This is a genomic window from Demequina sp. (assembly GCF_047975725.1).
GTDB lineage: Bacteria > Actinomycetota > Actinomycetes > Actinomycetales > Demequinaceae > Demequina.
Genome location: NZ_JBKEED010000019.1, coordinates 1 through 15,129 on the forward strand (window position 1 = coordinate 1; position 15,129 = coordinate 15,129).

The 15,129-nt window shown below is 66.3% G+C and carries 13 protein-coding genes and 1 pseudogene; all 14 read left to right on the forward strand.

Annotated features, from left to right (window positions below; translation table 11 throughout):
* Positions 1-183, forward strand: a pseudogene (locus ACK5NO_RS05920) (IS30 family transposase); the annotation flags it as partial.
* A gap of 107 nt (positions 184-290) precedes the next feature.
* Positions 291-905: a hypothetical protein gene (locus ACK5NO_RS05925; RefSeq protein ID WP_416811739.1), complete on the forward strand. Its 615-nt coding sequence runs from the start codon at positions 291-293 to the stop codon at positions 903-905.
* 185 nt (positions 906-1,090) lie between these two features.
* Positions 1,091-1,972 carry a hypothetical protein gene (locus tag ACK5NO_RS05930; protein ID WP_416811740.1) on the forward strand — a complete coding sequence of 294 codons (882 nt, stop codon included), beginning with the start codon at positions 1,091-1,093 and terminating at the stop codon, positions 1,970-1,972.
* 133 nt (positions 1,973-2,105) lie between these two features.
* Complete coding sequence (gene hisI / locus ACK5NO_RS05935; protein WP_416811741.1) at positions 2,106-2,507, forward strand: phosphoribosyl-AMP cyclohydrolase; 402 nt, start codon at positions 2,106-2,108, stop codon at positions 2,505-2,507.
* Positions 2,504-4,051 carry an anthranilate synthase component I gene (locus ACK5NO_RS05940; protein WP_416811742.1) on the forward strand — a complete coding sequence of 516 codons (1,548 nt, stop codon included), beginning with the start codon at positions 2,504-2,506 and terminating at the stop codon, positions 4,049-4,051. Before hisI ends, ACK5NO_RS05940 begins: the two co-directional genes overlap by 4 nt.
* 30 nt (positions 4,052-4,081) lie before the next feature.
* Positions 4,082-4,318 carry an HGxxPAAW family protein gene (locus ACK5NO_RS05945; RefSeq protein ID WP_416811743.1) on the forward strand — a complete coding sequence of 79 codons (237 nt, stop codon included), beginning with the start codon at positions 4,082-4,084 and terminating at the stop codon, positions 4,316-4,318.
* Positions 4,319-4,350: 32 nt separating this feature from the next.
* The gene (locus ACK5NO_RS05950; protein ID WP_416811744.1) at positions 4,351-4,674 is read left to right on the forward strand and encodes a DUF4190 domain-containing protein; all 324 of its coding nucleotides are present in this window, start codon (positions 4,351-4,353) and stop codon (positions 4,672-4,674) included.
* 2 nt (positions 4,675-4,676) lie between these two features.
* A complete protein-coding gene (locus ACK5NO_RS05955; protein WP_416811745.1) occupies positions 4,677-5,105 on the forward strand; it encodes a DUF2752 domain-containing protein in 429 nt (142 codons plus the stop codon).
* Positions 5,106-5,175: 70 nt separating this feature from the next.
* Positions 5,176-5,985, forward strand: coding sequence for an indole-3-glycerol phosphate synthase TrpC (gene trpC, locus ACK5NO_RS05960; protein ID WP_416811746.1), 810 nt, complete (start codon positions 5,176-5,178; stop codon positions 5,983-5,985).
* The gene (gene trpB, locus ACK5NO_RS05965) at positions 5,982-7,190 is read left to right on the forward strand and encodes a tryptophan synthase subunit beta (protein WP_416811747.1); all 1,209 of its coding nucleotides are present in this window, start codon (positions 5,982-5,984) and stop codon (positions 7,188-7,190) included. Before trpC ends, trpB begins: the two co-directional genes overlap by 4 nt.
* Positions 7,187-7,987, forward strand: coding sequence for a tryptophan synthase subunit alpha (trpA, locus tag ACK5NO_RS05970; protein WP_416811748.1), 801 nt, complete (start codon positions 7,187-7,189; stop codon positions 7,985-7,987). Before trpB ends, trpA begins: the two co-directional genes overlap by 4 nt.
* Complete coding sequence (gene lgt / locus ACK5NO_RS05975; protein ID WP_416811749.1) at positions 7,987-9,009, forward strand: prolipoprotein diacylglyceryl transferase; 1,023 nt, start codon at positions 7,987-7,989, stop codon at positions 9,007-9,009. Before trpA ends, lgt begins: the two co-directional genes overlap by 1 nt.
* 118 nt (positions 9,010-9,127) lie before the next feature.
* Positions 9,128-13,663 carry a glutamate synthase large subunit gene (gene gltB / locus ACK5NO_RS05980; protein WP_416811750.1) on the forward strand — a complete coding sequence of 1,512 codons (4,536 nt, stop codon included), beginning with the start codon at positions 9,128-9,130 and terminating at the stop codon, positions 13,661-13,663.
* Entirely contained in the window at positions 13,656-15,122 is a 1,467-nt protein-coding gene (locus tag ACK5NO_RS05985; protein ID WP_416811751.1) for a glutamate synthase subunit beta, read from the forward strand. The genes gltB and ACK5NO_RS05985 overlap by 8 nt, the downstream gene beginning before the upstream one ends.
* Positions 15,123-15,129 lie beyond the last annotated feature (7 nt).

Here is a 15,129-nt window from a genome sequence, read left to right on the forward strand (position 1 = left end):
AACACCAACCGCCTGCTACGCCACTGGTTCACCAAAGGCACCGACCTATCAGTGTGGACACCAGAGCAACTACGCGACGTCGCCGCAAGCCTGAACGCCCGACCCCGACCCACCCTGGACTACCTCACCCCAGCCCAAGCCCTCCAAGCACTCCTCACCAGCACCGACGCAACCACCACTTGACTCCGCCGATCCATTTGGCTTGTGAAGGGCCGATGCGGGTGTGGGGTTTGTCCACAGTGTGGGGGTTTGCTCTGGCGGGGTGGGGGTGGGCTCGCTAGGGTCGCGTCATGACTCGACGCGGGTGGGGCGTGGGAATCGTTGGCGCTTTCGTGTGCCTGGTGGTGGCTGCTTGTGGCGGTGACCCGGAGCCGGTGGTGACACCGAGTCCTTCGGTGACGCCTACTGAAGTGGCGGCGACGGTGTCGCCGTCGCCAAGCCCGACGCCGAGCCCGAGCGCGACGGCGCTAACGGAAGAGGAAGTCCTTGCGGCGATCCCGGAGGATGCCCGGTATGAGGACTACCCGTCATCGGTGGCGTTCGCTGAGTTCTTTCTCGCCAACTACCAGAACTGGGCGGATGAAGACCCGCAACTGTTCAGTGCTCTGTCGGAGCCCAGTTGCGCGTTCTGTGCCAACGTCGTCGACCAGTACGAGGCGGCGAACGCTGCTGGAGAGTCCTACGAGGGTGGGGGTGTGGTTGCCGATATCGGCTCGGCAAGGGGAGGGGTCCAGCTCAACGGAACGTGGGGCGTCGAAATGCTCATCGATGTCGGCCCGGTGGTCCGTCGCTCGAGTGGTGGCACGCTGGTCGATGAGTCGCCAGGGGGCGCAGGTGAAGTGCGTATGGTGATGGCTTTCAGTGGCCACTGGAGAGTGCTTGAGGTTGTGGCAACCCGATCATGATGCCTGTTCTGACCAGCGTGGTGATGTCGGGGGCAATCGCGATGGGTGCTCTGGATGCGGAGCCGACCCCCGCGCCCTCGCCGACGTGTGATGCCGAGCATGGATATGACATCTATGGTCAGACTTGTGGGAGTGTCATCGAGATTGTGACCGCGGGTGCTGGCCCGGGAGAAGGCGGCACTGTGGTGCATACCGGCGCTACGCCGGTGGTTGCTCGCTACCAGCGTCACGACATTTGTGTTGACTGGTTCAGTACGCCTGAGGCCTCAGCCAATGGTCTGTCGTGGGAGTTTGAGATTCCGTCGTGTGAGGAACTTCCTGGGTATCTCGATACCTATTGTCCCGACGGGGCGCAGCCACTTGCTCCGTGGTGGCGTTCGGTCGAGCAGGCGGGTGGTTCGTGGGGTCCTTGGAGGCTCGCTGGTGACTACACCTGCCCCGTTGACCCGCTTCCTCCGGCGATCTTTGCTGCGTGGGAGCAGATGGTCATCGACCCGTCGCATGTGGCGTTCTATCCGGACAACGGGTGGGCGATCGCGGGGTTCGGGATCGTGCCCGAGATTGTTGAGGATCCGCAAGCCGAGCAGGTCACGGTGTTGGGTACCGACGTGATCCTGCGGGCCACGCCCACCGGGTATAGCTGGTCCACCTCGGATGACACTGCACTGTCGATCGGTGCCACGGGCAAGGGCACGGAAGACAATGCACTGAAGTTCGCTCGCAACCAACACCGGGCCACCATCTCCGTCACCACCACCTGGGAAGGCCACTACAGCCTGGATGGTGGCACCACGTGGCGGGAGGCGCCGGGAGAGGCGACCACCGCATCGGCCCCGGTGGAGATTCATGTCCTCGCACCCCGAGTCCGCCTGGTGGACTGTGACCTGGAAGGCCGGTGCGGTTCAGGAAGAGCCGCCCCGAAGTCCACGTTCACGCTGACCGACCCGGATGCTGACGGCATCGACAACCACACGATCCCGTCAGACCAGATCGAGGACTACCTCGACACCAGGGAACGCGACCGCACCTGGCGCAAGAGCGAACGAGTCGACCTCACCGACCGCTAACCGCGAACCGCCAACCCCTTTCACGATGAAAATGGATCCATTTGACCGTCGGCGGCAGCTCCGAGACCGAGCAAATGGATCCATTTGACGGGAAGGGGGAGGGGGATGTGCGCGCATCTGGAAGGATGTGGCCATGCCGCTGAACGACACTGTTGCCGCACGCCTCAAGCGCACCGCCGACGGGCTGGTGTGCGCCGTGGTCCAGGACCGAGACACCAAGGACGTCCTGATGGTCGCGTGGATGAACGACGAGGCTCTTGACCTGACGCTGACCACGGGCCGCGCCGTGTACTGGAGCCGGTCCAGGGGAGAGCTGTGGCGCAAGGGAGATACCTCGGGCCACATTCAGGATGTCCACGCGGTCGAGCTTGACTGCGACGGCGACGCGCTGTTGTTGAGCGTGACGCAGCACGGCCCCGCGTGCCACACGGGCAAGCGTCGTTGCTTTGACGAGGGCGGCGACCTTGGCGCCGTCGATGCGGATACGCTCGCTGCCGATGCCAGCAGCGCCGATGCGCCAGGAGAGCACGCATGAGTGTGGCGGCTTCGGTGCAGTGGGGTCAGACGTGGCCGAGCCTCGAGGACTTTGTTGACATAGGCGCCAGCCGCCGCGTGGTGCCGGTGGTGCGCCGTGTGCTTGCCGACGGGATCACCCCGGTTGCCGTGTACCGCGCCTTGGCTGGCGACCGGCCTGGCACCTTCATTCTTGAGTCCGCGGAGCCCGACGGTTCGCGGGGCCGGTACTCGTTTGTCGGCGTCCATTCGCGTGCCGCTCTCACGGTGGACGGCGATGAGGCGCGCTGGTCTGGCGACGTTCCCGTCGGGCTTGCCGATGGCGCCCCTCTCGAGGTCATCCGTGCGGCGCTGAAGGAGTTGCAGTCTGAGCCGATCGCGGGCCTGCCGCCGCTCACGGGCGGCCTGGTGGGCGTGATTGGGTGGGACATTGTGCGGCAGTGGGAGCCCACCCTCGCGCAGAAGGCCCCGCGAGACATTGACGTGCCAGACGCGCACCTGCTGCTCGCGACGGACATCGCCGCTATTGACCATCACGACGGTTCGGTGTGGTTGATCGCCAATGCTGTCAACGCCAACGCCCAGGCCAGCGGCATCGAGGCCGCCTACGCCGATGCGGTGGCACGCGTGGACGCGATGCAGACTGCCCTGGTCCACGCACCCGTGGGTGAGGTCTCCGGGATCGACGACTCGGCAGGGGAGCCGGCGATGCGCCTGCGGTCAGCCCCTGGTGAGTATGAAGAGATGGTGCGGTTCGCCAAGGAAGCCATCCGCGACGGCGAGGTGTTCCAGATGGTGCCAGCCCAGCGCTTCGATCTAGACTGCGACGCCTCGGCGATCGACGTCTATCGGGTGCTGCGCACACTCAACCCCAGCCCGTACATGTATTGCTTCCAGCTCGAAGACGACCTGGGACGGTCGTTTGCGGTGGTGGGCGCGAGCCCCGAGTCACTGGCCGCTGTGCACCGGGGCCGCGTGTCGACGTTCCCGATCGCTGGTTCGCGGCCGCGCGGAGCCACCGACGAGCGTGACAAGGAACTCGAGCTTGATTTGCTGGCAGACCCCAAGGAGATCGCCGAGCACGTCATGCTCGTGGACCTTGCACGCAATGACCTGGTCAAGGTGTGTACGCCGGGCACTGTCGAGGTGCTCGAGTTCATGAAGGTCAACCGCTACTCGCACATCATGCACATCTGCTCGACGGTGGTGGGCGACCTGGAGCCGGCCTACGGTCCCGTAGACGTCTTCGCCGCGACCTTCCCCGCCGGCACGCTGTCGGGAGCGCCCAAGCCCCGCGCGATCGCGCTCATCGACGAGATCGAACCGGCACGGCGTGCCTTCTACGGCGGCGCGGTCGGGTACTTCGACTTCGCGGGCGACATGGATATGGCGATCGCGATCAGAACCTCGCTCATCGAAAACGGTGTGGCGCACGTGCAGGCCGGCGCGGGAGTCGTCGCCGACTCGGTCCCCGCCAAAGAGGAACAAGAGACCCGGGACAAGGCTGCCGCGATGATCCGCGCCATTACCTTGGCCTCACGCTTGAAGCCGCTCGGTCGTCGCTAGACTGACCACCACTGTCATACGAGGAGAGACATGTCGAGCATTGAAATCGCACCGGAGGACCTTCCGGAGGTGGCCCACGCGAACCACGGAAAGACCACGGCCGCGTGGGTGACGAACATCGGCCTGACCATCGCGGCCTTGATCGCGTCTGTTGGTATTGCGGTCACCGCCTGGCCCGTGGTGTGGGTGGGCGTGGGTCTCGCGGTGGTGTCGCTTGCGGCCGGCGCCGCGCTGCGTGCGCTCGGGCACGGCCAGCCACTCCAGTAGTCCACCTATCCCACTCTTGACGAGGAGTCTCGATGAGCGACCTGACCCCACCTCCGCCTCCGCCGCCGCCTGGTGGCCAGTTCTACGGTGCGTATCCGAGCGAAGAGAAGAACTCTCTTGGCGTGTGGGCGCTAGTGCTGGGAATCCTGGCGATCGTGTGTAGCTGCGGCCCGTTCACGGGTATCCCGGCGATCATCCTTGGCAAGAAGGCCAAGGAAGCGCAGGAACAGGCCCTTGCCACTAATGGCTCGCTCGGCACCGTGGGCATGGTCCTCGGCATCGTCGGCACCGCACTGTTCGGTATCGGTCTGGTGTTGTACTTCGCTGTCGGAGGTCTCGCGCTGGCCCAGGCCTGAGCATGAGCCACGACACTTCGACGGTCGCCGCCGCGGCGAGGTCCCGATGGGCCTCGCCCGTGGCCGCGGCCGTCGTCGTGTGTGCGGGGGCGGCTTACACGTGGGCCGCCAATCCCTACGCCGACGACCCGTTTGTGCCGTGCGTTTTCCTGGCATTGACGGGGTCCTACTGTCCCGGATGCGGAGGGACGCGGGCCGTGCACTCACTGCTGCACGGTGACCTTGCGGCGGCGCTGGAGATGAATGTGCTCGCGGTCCTGCTGGTGGTTCCGGGCACGGTTGGCCTACTCATGGCGTGGTTCAGGGCCGCGGCCCGTGGCAAGGTTGCCCCGGCGGTTCCCATGTGGATAGCGATCGGTGTCCCGGTGGCTTTCGCCGCGTTCGGCGTGCTGCGCAACGTCCCTGGGCTCGCCCCGTTCTTGGCTCCCTGAGGGGCCCGGCGGGGCCGTCATTCGGGCTCCGCGGCGGCGGTACGATGGTCGCATTGGACGGGGGTTGTGAATGAGCGTTCTGGAAAGTATCGTCGCCGGCGTGCGCGAAGACCTGGCTGTGCGCCAGACGGGCACGTCGATGGACGCGCTGAAGGAAAGGGCATCCCGTTTGCCGGGAGCGCTCGATGCGCGCGCCATGCTCGCCTCGCCCGAGGTATCGGTGATTGCTGAGGTCAAGCGGTCGAGCCCGTCAAAGGGTGACCTCGCCCCGATTAGCGACCCGGCGTCGCTGGCGACCGAGTACGAGGCCGGCGGTGCGACTGTCATCTCCGTCTTGACGGAGGAGCGCCGCTTTGGCGGATCGCTCACCGATCTCGACGCGGTGCGCGCCAAGGTGGACATTCCCATCCTGCGCAAGGACTTCATCGTCACCCCGTACCAGGTGTGGGAGGCCCGCGCTCACGGCGCCGATGTGGTGCTGCTGATCGTCGCGGCGCTCGACCAGATGGCGCTCGAGAGCCTCGTGGAGCGGGTCCACTCGTTGGGCATGACGGCGCTCGTTGAGGTCCACGACGAGGAGGAGGTTCGCCGCGCGGCCGATGCCGGTGCGAGGGTCATCGGCGTCAACGCACGCAACCTCAAGACTCTCGAAGTCGACCGTCACACCTTTGCCCGCGTCGCGCCACACATTCCTGCGGGCATCGTGCGCATTGCTGAGTCGGGGATCCGCGACTCCCACGATGTGGTCGAGTACGCCCGCATGGGCGCCGATGCGGTGCTCGTGGGCGAGGCGCTCGTCAAGGACAAGGACCCGCGCACCGCGGTCGCCGAGATGGTCGCCGCGGGCGCCCACCCCGCACTGCGAGCGGTGCGCCCGTGACGGAATCGCTCCAGCAGGCACCGGGGCCCTTCTTCGGTGAGTTTGGCGGCCGCTTTGTGCCTGAAGCACTCATGGCGGCGCTCGACGAACTGACCGACGCCTACGACAAGGCCAAGGTCGACCCCGAGTTTGATGCCGAACTCGCCCGACTCGCGCGCGACTACACGGGCCGCCCGAGCATCATCAGTGAGGTTCCCCGGTTCGCTCGTCACGCCGGCGGAGCAACGGTGTTCCTCAAGCGCGAGGACCTTAACCACACCGGCTCTCACAAGATCAACAACGTCCTGGGTCAGGCGCTGCTCACCAAGCGCATCGGCAAGACGCGAGTCATCGCCGAGACGGGAGCGGGCCAGCATGGCGTCGCGACCGCGACGGCCGCCGCTCTCATGGATCTCGAATGCGTGATCTACATGGGCGAAGAGGACACCGAGCGCCAGGCGCTCAACGTCGCCCGCATGAAACTGCTAGGCGCCGAGGTTGTCGCAGTCAAGACCGGGACCCGGACCCTGCGCGACGCCATCAACGAGGCCTTTCGCGACTGGGTCGCGAACGTCGAGACCACCAACTACGTCTTCGGCACTGCCGCCGGCCCCCACCCATTCCCCGCGATGGTGCGTGACCTGCAGCGCGTGATCTCGGTGGAATCCCGCGAGCAGATGCTCGCGCTCGGCGGCCTGCCCGATGCGGTGCTCGCTTGTGTCGGTGGCGGTTCCAACGCCATCGGTTCCTTCGACGCCTACCTGGACGACGCCTCGGTGCGCCTGATTGGCTGCGAGGCGGCAGGCGACGGCGTCGACACGGGTCGCCACGCGGCAACGCTGACGGCCGGCCGTGCGGGAGTGCTGCACGGTTCGCGCTCGTACATCCTTCAGGACGACGAGGGCCAGACCCTGCCGTCCCACTCGATCTCGGCAGGCCTGGACTACCCGGGTGTGGGACCGCAACACTCGCACCTGGCGGAGATCGGCCGCGCCGAGTACTGGCCCATCACGGACGCCGAGGCGATGGAGGCCTTCAGCCTGCTCAGCAGGACCGAGGGCATCCTGCCTGCGATCGAGTCCTCGCATGCCCTTGCGGGTGCGATCAAGCTCGGGAGGGAACTCGGTCCCGGGGCGACCCTGCTGGTGACGCTTTCCGGACGTGGCGACAAGGATGTCGAGCAGGCCGCGAGGTGGTTCGACATGCTTCCGGAGGAGGGTCAGTGAGTGCGCTGAGCGAGCGTCTCGACCAGATCGAGGCAGAAGGGCGCGCGGCACTCATCGGCTATCTGCCCGTGGGATTCCCCGATGTCAATACCTCGATTCGCGCCATGGTCGCCATGGTCGAGGAGGGGATGGACATCGTCGAGGTGGGCCCGCCCTACTCGGATCCCGTACTCGATGGCCCGGTGATCCAACTGGCGGTGGCACGCGCGCTTGAAGGCGGGGTGCGGCTCGCGGACACGTTCCGTGCCGTCAATGCCATCGCCGATGCGGGTGCTGTGCCCGTGGTGATGTCCTACTACAACCCCATGTTGCAGTTTGGGCTTGAGCGCTTTGCCACGGAGATCGCCGCCGCCGGGGGAGCGGGCGTCATCACGCCTGACCTCACGCCCGACGTGGGGCCCGAGTGGATTGACGCGGCGCGCGCCGCGGGCGTCGACACGATCTTCCTGGTCGCCCCGTCGACCACCAAGGAGCGCATGCACCTGACGGTGGGCGCTTCGACTGGCTTTGTCTACGCGACCCCGGTCATGGGTGTCACGGGCGAGCGCGCGACGGTCGGCGAGGCCGCCGAACGCGTGGTCCGCGAGGCGCGCGAAGCAGGCGCCGCTCGCGTGTGCGTCGGCGTAGGTGTTTCGACCCGCGAGCAGGCCGCGCAGATTGGCCGCTTCGCCGACGGCGTGATCGTCGGCACCGCTCTACTACGTTGCCTGACCGAAGCCGCGACCCCCGACGAGGGCATCGAGGCCCTGCGCGTACGCGTGCGTGAGCTCGTTGCAGGAGTGCGAGAGGCACGCTGATGCGAACGTTTATCCCGAGCCCGCCCGCCGAGTGGCAGTCGTTTTCCGTGGGACCGCTCACGATCCACGCCTACGCGCTGTTCATCCTCGCGGGCATCATCTTCGCCCTGTGGCTGACGACGCGCCGCTGGGTTGAGCGCGGGGGAGACCCCGATGTGGTGGGCGAGATTGCCATTTGGGCCATTCCGTTCGGAATCATCGGCGGGCGTCTGTATCACGTGATCTCGACGCCCGGCCCCTACTTTGGGCCGAACGGGGACCCGTGGGCGGCGTTCGCGATTTGGCGCGGCGGGCTGGGCATTTGGGGCGCGATCGCGCTGGGTGCCGTGGGTGCCTACATCGGAGCGCGCCGTAACGGCGCGTCGTTCACCGCTTTTGCCGATGCGGCAGCGCCGGGCATCCTTGTCGCCCAGGCGATCGGCCGGCTGGGCAATTGGTTCAACCAGGAGCTCTTTGGCGGACCCACCGAGGTCGCATGGGCGCTCGAGATTGATCCGGCGTTCCGACCCGAAGGCTACGAGCATTTCGCAACCTTCCACCCGACGTTCCTGTACGAGGCCGTGTGGAACTTGGTCGGCGCCGCGTTGATCGTGTGGCTCGACCGTAAGTACGACTTGCGCGGCGGCCGCACCTTCTGGCTGTACGTGATGGTCTACGTCTCGGGGCGACTGTGGATTGAGATGGTCCGCATCGACACTGCGGTGACCATCGGCGGCCTGCGCATCAACGTGTGGGTGTCCATCGGCGTCCTTGCTCTCGCGATTGCGATGTTTACCTTCATGGGAGTGCGGCAGCGATCAATCGCTCAGCCCGTGCCCCGTCACCTTCTTGCCGCCCCTGCGGCGGCCGCCGAGTCCGACGGGGATGCCCCGCAGGACTCGCTCGATGCTCAGGCGACCTCTGCTGAGCAGCTCGACAGCGCATCGGCCGACGGCGATCCCGTCGTGCCCGTTGCGGACCAGGAACAGGCCGTTGACGGTTCCGCGGACAATGACGCGGACGCTCAGGAGCAGCAGCGCTAGGGCAATTACGTCCTCAGCGCAACACGCGGTAGTCTGTCTACCCGTGTGATAACCGGGCGACGGCGCCCCGCAACCAGGTGTGCTCGGAGAGCTCCGAGCGCCAGCGAAGGACGGTGTGATGGCCGCGCAGATCGGCGTCAGCGAGCCCGGAAATGGGCTCTACAACCCCGCATATGAGCATGACGCGTGTGGAGTGGCATTCGTTGCCACGCTCCGCGGCACGCCCGGTAGGGATATCGTCGATGCGGGCCTGACCGCGCTGAAGAACCTGGAGCACCGTGGCGCCGTTGGCGCAGAGACCGAGACGGGCGACGGCGCAGGTATCCTTACGCAGATTCCCGACCGCTTCCTTCGCTCGGTGGTTGATTTCGACCTTCCGCAGGTGGGCTCGTATGCCGTCGGCATTGCGTTCCTGACCCCTGGTGAGGACGAGGCTCAGGTGCGCGCGTTCGAGGACGCTGCGCGCTCGGAGCACGTGCGGATCTTGGGATGGCGTGACGTTCCGGCGAACCCGGCGTCACTGGGCCCGTCTGCCCGGGCGGCGATGCCGCTCTTCCGGCAGGCGTTCGTCTCGGCGGACGGCTTGTCCGGCCTTGACCTCGACCGCCGTGTCTACAGGGTCCGCAAACGCGCAGAGGGCGCGGGCGGACCCTTTTTTGCGTCACTGTCTAGTCGCACGCTGACGTACAAGGGCATGCTGACCACCTACCAACTCGAGCAGGTCTTTCCCGATCTCAACGACGACCTGTTTGAGTCGGAGCTCGCGCTGGTACACTCGCGCTTCTCCACCAACACCTTCCCGTCGTGGCCGCTCGCGCAGCCCCTGCGCGGCATTGCGCACAACGGCGAGATCAACACCGTGCAGGGCAACCGCAACTGGATCACGGCACGCCAGGGGACCATGTCCTCCGACCTGCTCGGCACCATGGCCGACCTCATGCCGATCTGCACCCCGTCTGCCTCGGACACTGCGTCGTTCGACGAGGTGCTCGAGTTGCTCGTGCTCGCGGGCCGCTCCATGCCGCACGCGGTGCTGATGATGATGCCTGAGGCGTGGCAGAACAACCACGACATGGACCCGGCGCGACGCGCGTTCTACGAGTACCACTCGACCCTCATGGAGGCGTGGGACGGTCCGGCGGCACTGCACTTCACCGACGGCACCCTCATTGGTGCGACGCTCGACCGCAACGGGCTTCGCCCGGGACGTTTCTGGTTGACCGACGACGGCATGGTGATCGCCGGATCCGAGGCAGGCCTGCTCGACATCGACCCTGCCAAGGTCGTGCGGAAGGGCCGCTTGCAGCCGGGCCGCATGCTCCTGGTCGACACGGCCGCAGGCAGGATCATTGAGGACGAGGAGATTAAGTCTCAGCTCGCCTCGGAGCACCCGTACGCCGAGTGGGTGCGTGACAACGCCGTACGCCTGGCCGATGTGCCGGATCGTGAGCATGTGGTGCACTCCCGTGCCTCGGTCAAGCGCCGCCAGCGCGCCTTTGGCTACACCGAGGAGGAGCTGAAGAAGCTCCTCACCCCGATGGCGCGCGACGGCGTTGAGCCGCTGGGTGCCATGGGCTCCGACACTCCGATTGCGGTGTTGTCTGGGCGCCCCCGCCTGCTTTTCGACTACTTCACACAGATGTTCGCGCAGGTGACCAACCCGCCGCTGGACGCGATCCGTGAAGAGATTGTGACGGCCATCGGCGGAGCGATTGGTCCCGAGCCGAACCTGCTGGAAGCCACCCCCGAACACGCACGCAAGATCCTGCTCGAGTTCCCCGTCATCAACAACGACGAACTCGCGAAGATTCTGCATATTGACGCGGACCCGCGCCTCAAGGGCGTGTTCTCGTCGCGCAAGGTCCGGGGCCTTTACCCCGTGCGTGCCGGTCAGGAGGGTCTGCAGACTCGTCTCGAGCAGATCTTCGAGGAGGTCGACGAGGCGATCGCGGAGGGCGTGTCGTTCATCGTCCTGTCCGACCGCGACTCGAACCAGGACCTCGCGCCGATTCCGTCGCTGCTGCTGACCGCGGCGGTACACCACCACTTGGTGCGCAACCACACCCGCACCAAGGCCTCGCTCATTGTCGAGGCGGGCGACGTGCGCGAGGTGCATCACGTGGCGCTGCTCGTGGGCTACGGCTGTGCGGCCGTCAACCCCTACCTCGCGATGGAGACCGTCGAGGACCTCGCGACGCGCGGGTTCCTCGGTGATATCTCCGGCGACAAGGCCGTGCACAACCTCATTAAGGCGCTCGGTAAGGGTGTCCTGAAGATCATGTCGAAGATGGGTATCTCGACCATCGCCTCCTACCGTGGGGCGCAGGTATTTGAGGCGTTGGGCTTGTCTCGCGACCTTGTTGCCCAGCACTTCACGGGGACCCCGAGCCAGATCGACGGCGTGGGCCTGGAGGTGATTGCCGAGGAGGTGGCGCGACGCCACGCTGACGCATATCCCGCCTCGGGCGACCTGCCCTTCCACCAGCGGCTCAACACCGGTGGTGAGTACCAGTGGCGCCGTGATGGCGAGGAGCACCTGTTCGACCCGCAGACGGTCTTCAAACTCCAGCACGCGACTCGCACCCGCCAGTACGACGTGTTTCGCGAGTACACGGACCGCGTCGATGACCAGGCCAAGCGTCTGATGACGCTGCGCGGGCTGCTCGAGTTCTCCTCCGACCGCGACCCGATCGACATCGACGAGGTCGAGTCGGTCAGTGAGATCGTCAAGCGCTTCAACACGGGCGCCATGTCGTACGGCTCGATTTCCGCCGAGGCTCACGAGACGCTCGCGATCGCGATGAACCAGCTCGGTGCGCGCTCGAACACCGGCGAAGGCGGCGAGTCGCCTGATCGGCTCTACGACCCCGAACGTCGCAGCTCGATCAAGCAGGTGGCCTCCGGTCGCTTTGGTGTGACGAGCGAGTACCTGGTCAACGCTGATGACCTGCAGATCAAGCTCGCTCAGGGCGCCAAGCCAGGCGAGGGCGGCCAACTGCCGGGCAACAAGGTCTACCCGTGGGTGGCCGAGACGCGTCACTCGACGCCTGGCGTGGGCCTGATCTCCCCGCCGCCGCACCACGACATCTACTCGATCGAGGATCTCAAGCAGTTGATCCACGACCTGAAGAACGCGAACCCCGTCGCGCGTATCCACACCAAGTTGGTGTCAGAGGTGGGCGTCGGCACCATCGCGGCGGGCGTCGCCAAGTGCAAGTCGGACGTGGTGCTGATCTCGGGTCACGACGGTGGCACCGGTGCAAGCCCCCTCAACTCCCTTAAGCACGCTGGCGCGCCGTGGGAGATCGGACTCGCGGACACCCAGCAGACGCTCGTGCTCAACGACCTGCGCGACCGCATCGTGGTGCAGGTCGACGGCCAGCTCAAGACGGGCCGCGATGTCGTGGTCGCTGCCCTCCTGGGCGCGGAAGAGTTTGGCTTCGCGACGGCTCCGCTTGTGGTCGAGGGCTGCATCATGATGCGCGTGTGTCATCTCGACACGTGCCCCGTGGGCGTCGCCACACAGAACCCTGAGCTGCGTGCGCGCTTCTCCGGCAAGGTCGAGTTCGTCGTGACCTTCTTCGAGTTCATTGCCCAGCAGGTGCGTGAGCACCTCGCCGCGCTTGGTTTCCGCACGATCGCCGAGGCGGTCGGTCATGTTGAGGTGCTGAACGCGCGCTCGGCGATCGACCATTGGAAGGCCAAGGGCCTTGACTTGTCTCCCGTCCTCGCACGCCCCGAGCCCGGACGCGCGATCACCAGCGCGATCGAGCAGGAGCACGGGCTTGAGCACGCGCTCGACCAGGAACTCATCGCCCGTAGCGAGGCCGCGCTCGAGCGCGGCGAGCGCGTGACCTTCGAGGTCCCGGTGCGCAACGTCAACCGCACGGTTGGCACCATGCTCGGCTACGAAGTCACCCGCCGCTACCGAGGCACGGGCCTTCCTGACGACACCATCGACATCACCTTCAACGGCTCGGCTGGTCAGTCGTTCGGAGCCTTCGTTCCACGCGGCATCACGCTGAGGCTCGTGGGCGACGCCAACGACTACGTTGGCAAGGGGCTGTCGGGCGGCAAGGTGATCGTGCGTCCGCACCGCGAGTCGATGATGGATGACTCGAAGGACGTCATCGCCGGCAACGTGATCGGTTACGGCGCCACCGGCGGCGAGATCTACCTGCGAGGGCAGGTGGGCGAGCGGTTCTTCGTGCGCAACTCCGGCGCATCGGCCGTCGTGGCGGGCGTGGGCGACCACGCCCTGGAGTACATGACGGGTGGAACTGCGGTGATCATCGGCCGCACGGGACGCAACCTCGGTGCCGGAATGTCGGGCGGCACGGCGTATGTGCTGGACTTGCGTCACGAGCGCGTCAACGCCCAGGCACTCGCCGCAGGCGAACTGACGCTCGGCCCGCTCGATGCGGAAGATGAGGTGATCGTGCGCTCGCTGCTGGAGCGTCACGTCGAGCACACCGAGTCTCCACGCGGCAAGGAACTCCTCACCCACTGGGACGAGTCCCGCACGCGCTTCACGCGCGTGCTGCCCGCCCAGTACGCCCGTGTCCGTGACGCCCTCGCTGAGCTTGAAGCGAGTGGTGGAGACCTCCGCGCTCCTGGCGCGTGGGCTGACTTCTTGGAGGTGACCCGTGGCTGATCCGCGCGGATTCCTCAAGCACCGGGAGCGCGAGACTCCTTCGTATCGGCCCGTGCCGGTGCGCCTGCTCGACTGGAAGGACGTGCGTGACGAACTCACGCGCGATGAAGCCACCCTCCGTCGCCAGGCGAGCCGATGCATGGATTGCGGTATCCCGTTCTGTCACCAGGGTTGCCCGCTGGGCAACTTGATTCCCGAGTGGAACGACCTCACCCGCGAGGGCCAGTGGTCCGATGCGATTGACCGGCTCCACACCACGAACAACTTCCCCGAGTTCACGGGGCGCATCTGCCCCGCGCCGTGCGAGACGTCGTGTGTGCTCGGTATCAACCAGCCCGCCGTGACCATTAAGTCCATCGAACTGGAGATCATCGACCAGGCCTTCGAACGCGGCGACGTGGTGCCGCAGATTCCTCAGCGTCAGACGGGTCGCACCGTCGCGGTGGTTGGCTCGGGGCCTGCCGGTCTCGCCGCAGCCCAGCAACTGACGCGGGCGGGACACACGGTGCGCGTGTACGAGCGCGACGATCGACTGGGGGGCTTGTTGCGCTACGGCGTCCCGGACTTCAAGCTCGAGAAGATCCACATCGACCGCCGGATCGTCCAGATGGAAGCCGAAGGTACTCGCTTCCACACCGGCTTTGAGGTGGGCAAGGACCTCACGTGGGACCAGTTGCGTGCACGATACGACGCGGTGCTGGTCGCGACGGGTGCCCCGCTTCCTCGTGACTTGCCCATCCCCGGCCGCGACCTCGACGGCATTCACTACGCGATGCCGTACCTGCACCAGGGCAACCAGGCCGCCGCGGGCGACGAGGTTGCGGACCAGATCGACGCGGCCGGCAAGCACGTCATCGTGATCGGTGGCGGCGACACCGGCTCGGACTGCATCGGCACCGCCTTGCGTCAGGGTGCAGCGTCTGTCACGACCCTCGCGATCGGCAAGCAGCCGCCGGTGTCGCGTCCCGACTCGCAGCCGTGGCCTACGGACCCGCGCGTGTTCGAGGTCTCGTCATCCCACGAAGAGGGCGGTACGCGGGACTACCTTGCGTCGACCGTCGAGTTCGTCGGCGATGACAGCGGTCATGTGCGCTCGCTCAAGGTCGCGACCACTCAATACAACGCCGATGGATCCCGCACCCCGACCGCGGGCACGGAGCGTGAGATCCCCGCAGATCTGGTGCTGATCGCGATGGGCTTCACCGGCCCGGACACCACCGATTTGTCCCACCAGGGTGGCGTAGCGGTGACCGACCGGGGCCAGATTCAGCGCGGCGGCGACTATGCGACTAACGTGGATGGCGTGTTCGTGGCAGGCGACGCAGGCCGTGGCGCATCCCTCGTCGTGTGGGCCATCGCCGAAGGGCGTGCGGCCGCCGCTGCCATCGACCAGTACTTGCTCGGACAAACCGAGCTGCCTGCACCAGTATCAGCACACACCCAGGCCATCCGGGCCTAGATACCCA

What these genes read in the sequence shown, in the direction of transcription:
- trpC (WP_416811746.1), top strand. Translation starts at nt 5,176, where the DNA reads ATGAGCGTTCTGGAAAGTATCGTCGCCGGCGTGCGCGAAGACCTGGCT.
- ACK5NO_RS05940 (WP_416811742.1), top strand. Translation starts at nt 2,504, where the DNA reads ATGAGTGTGGCGGCTTCGGTGCAGTGGGGTCAGACGTGGCCGAGCCTC.
- hisI (WP_416811741.1), top strand. Translation starts at nt 2,106, where the DNA reads ATGCCGCTGAACGACACTGTTGCCGCACGCCTCAAGCGCACCGCCGAC.
- ACK5NO_RS05950 (WP_416811744.1), top strand. Translation starts at nt 4,351, where the DNA reads ATGAGCGACCTGACCCCACCTCCGCCTCCGCCGCCGCCTGGTGGCCAG.
- ACK5NO_RS05925 (WP_416811739.1), top strand. Translation starts at nt 291, where the DNA reads ATGACTCGACGCGGGTGGGGCGTGGGAATCGTTGGCGCTTTCGTGTGC.
- lgt (WP_416811749.1), top strand. Translation starts at nt 7,987, where the DNA reads ATGCGAACGTTTATCCCGAGCCCGCCCGCCGAGTGGCAGTCGTTTTCC.
- ACK5NO_RS05945 (WP_416811743.1), top strand. Translation starts at nt 4,082, where the DNA reads ATGTCGAGCATTGAAATCGCACCGGAGGACCTTCCGGAGGTGGCCCAC.
- ACK5NO_RS05955 (WP_416811745.1), top strand. Translation starts at nt 4,677, where the DNA reads ATGAGCCACGACACTTCGACGGTCGCCGCCGCGGCGAGGTCCCGATGG.
- gltB (WP_416811750.1), top strand. Translation starts at nt 9,128, where the DNA reads ATGGCCGCGCAGATCGGCGTCAGCGAGCCCGGAAATGGGCTCTACAAC.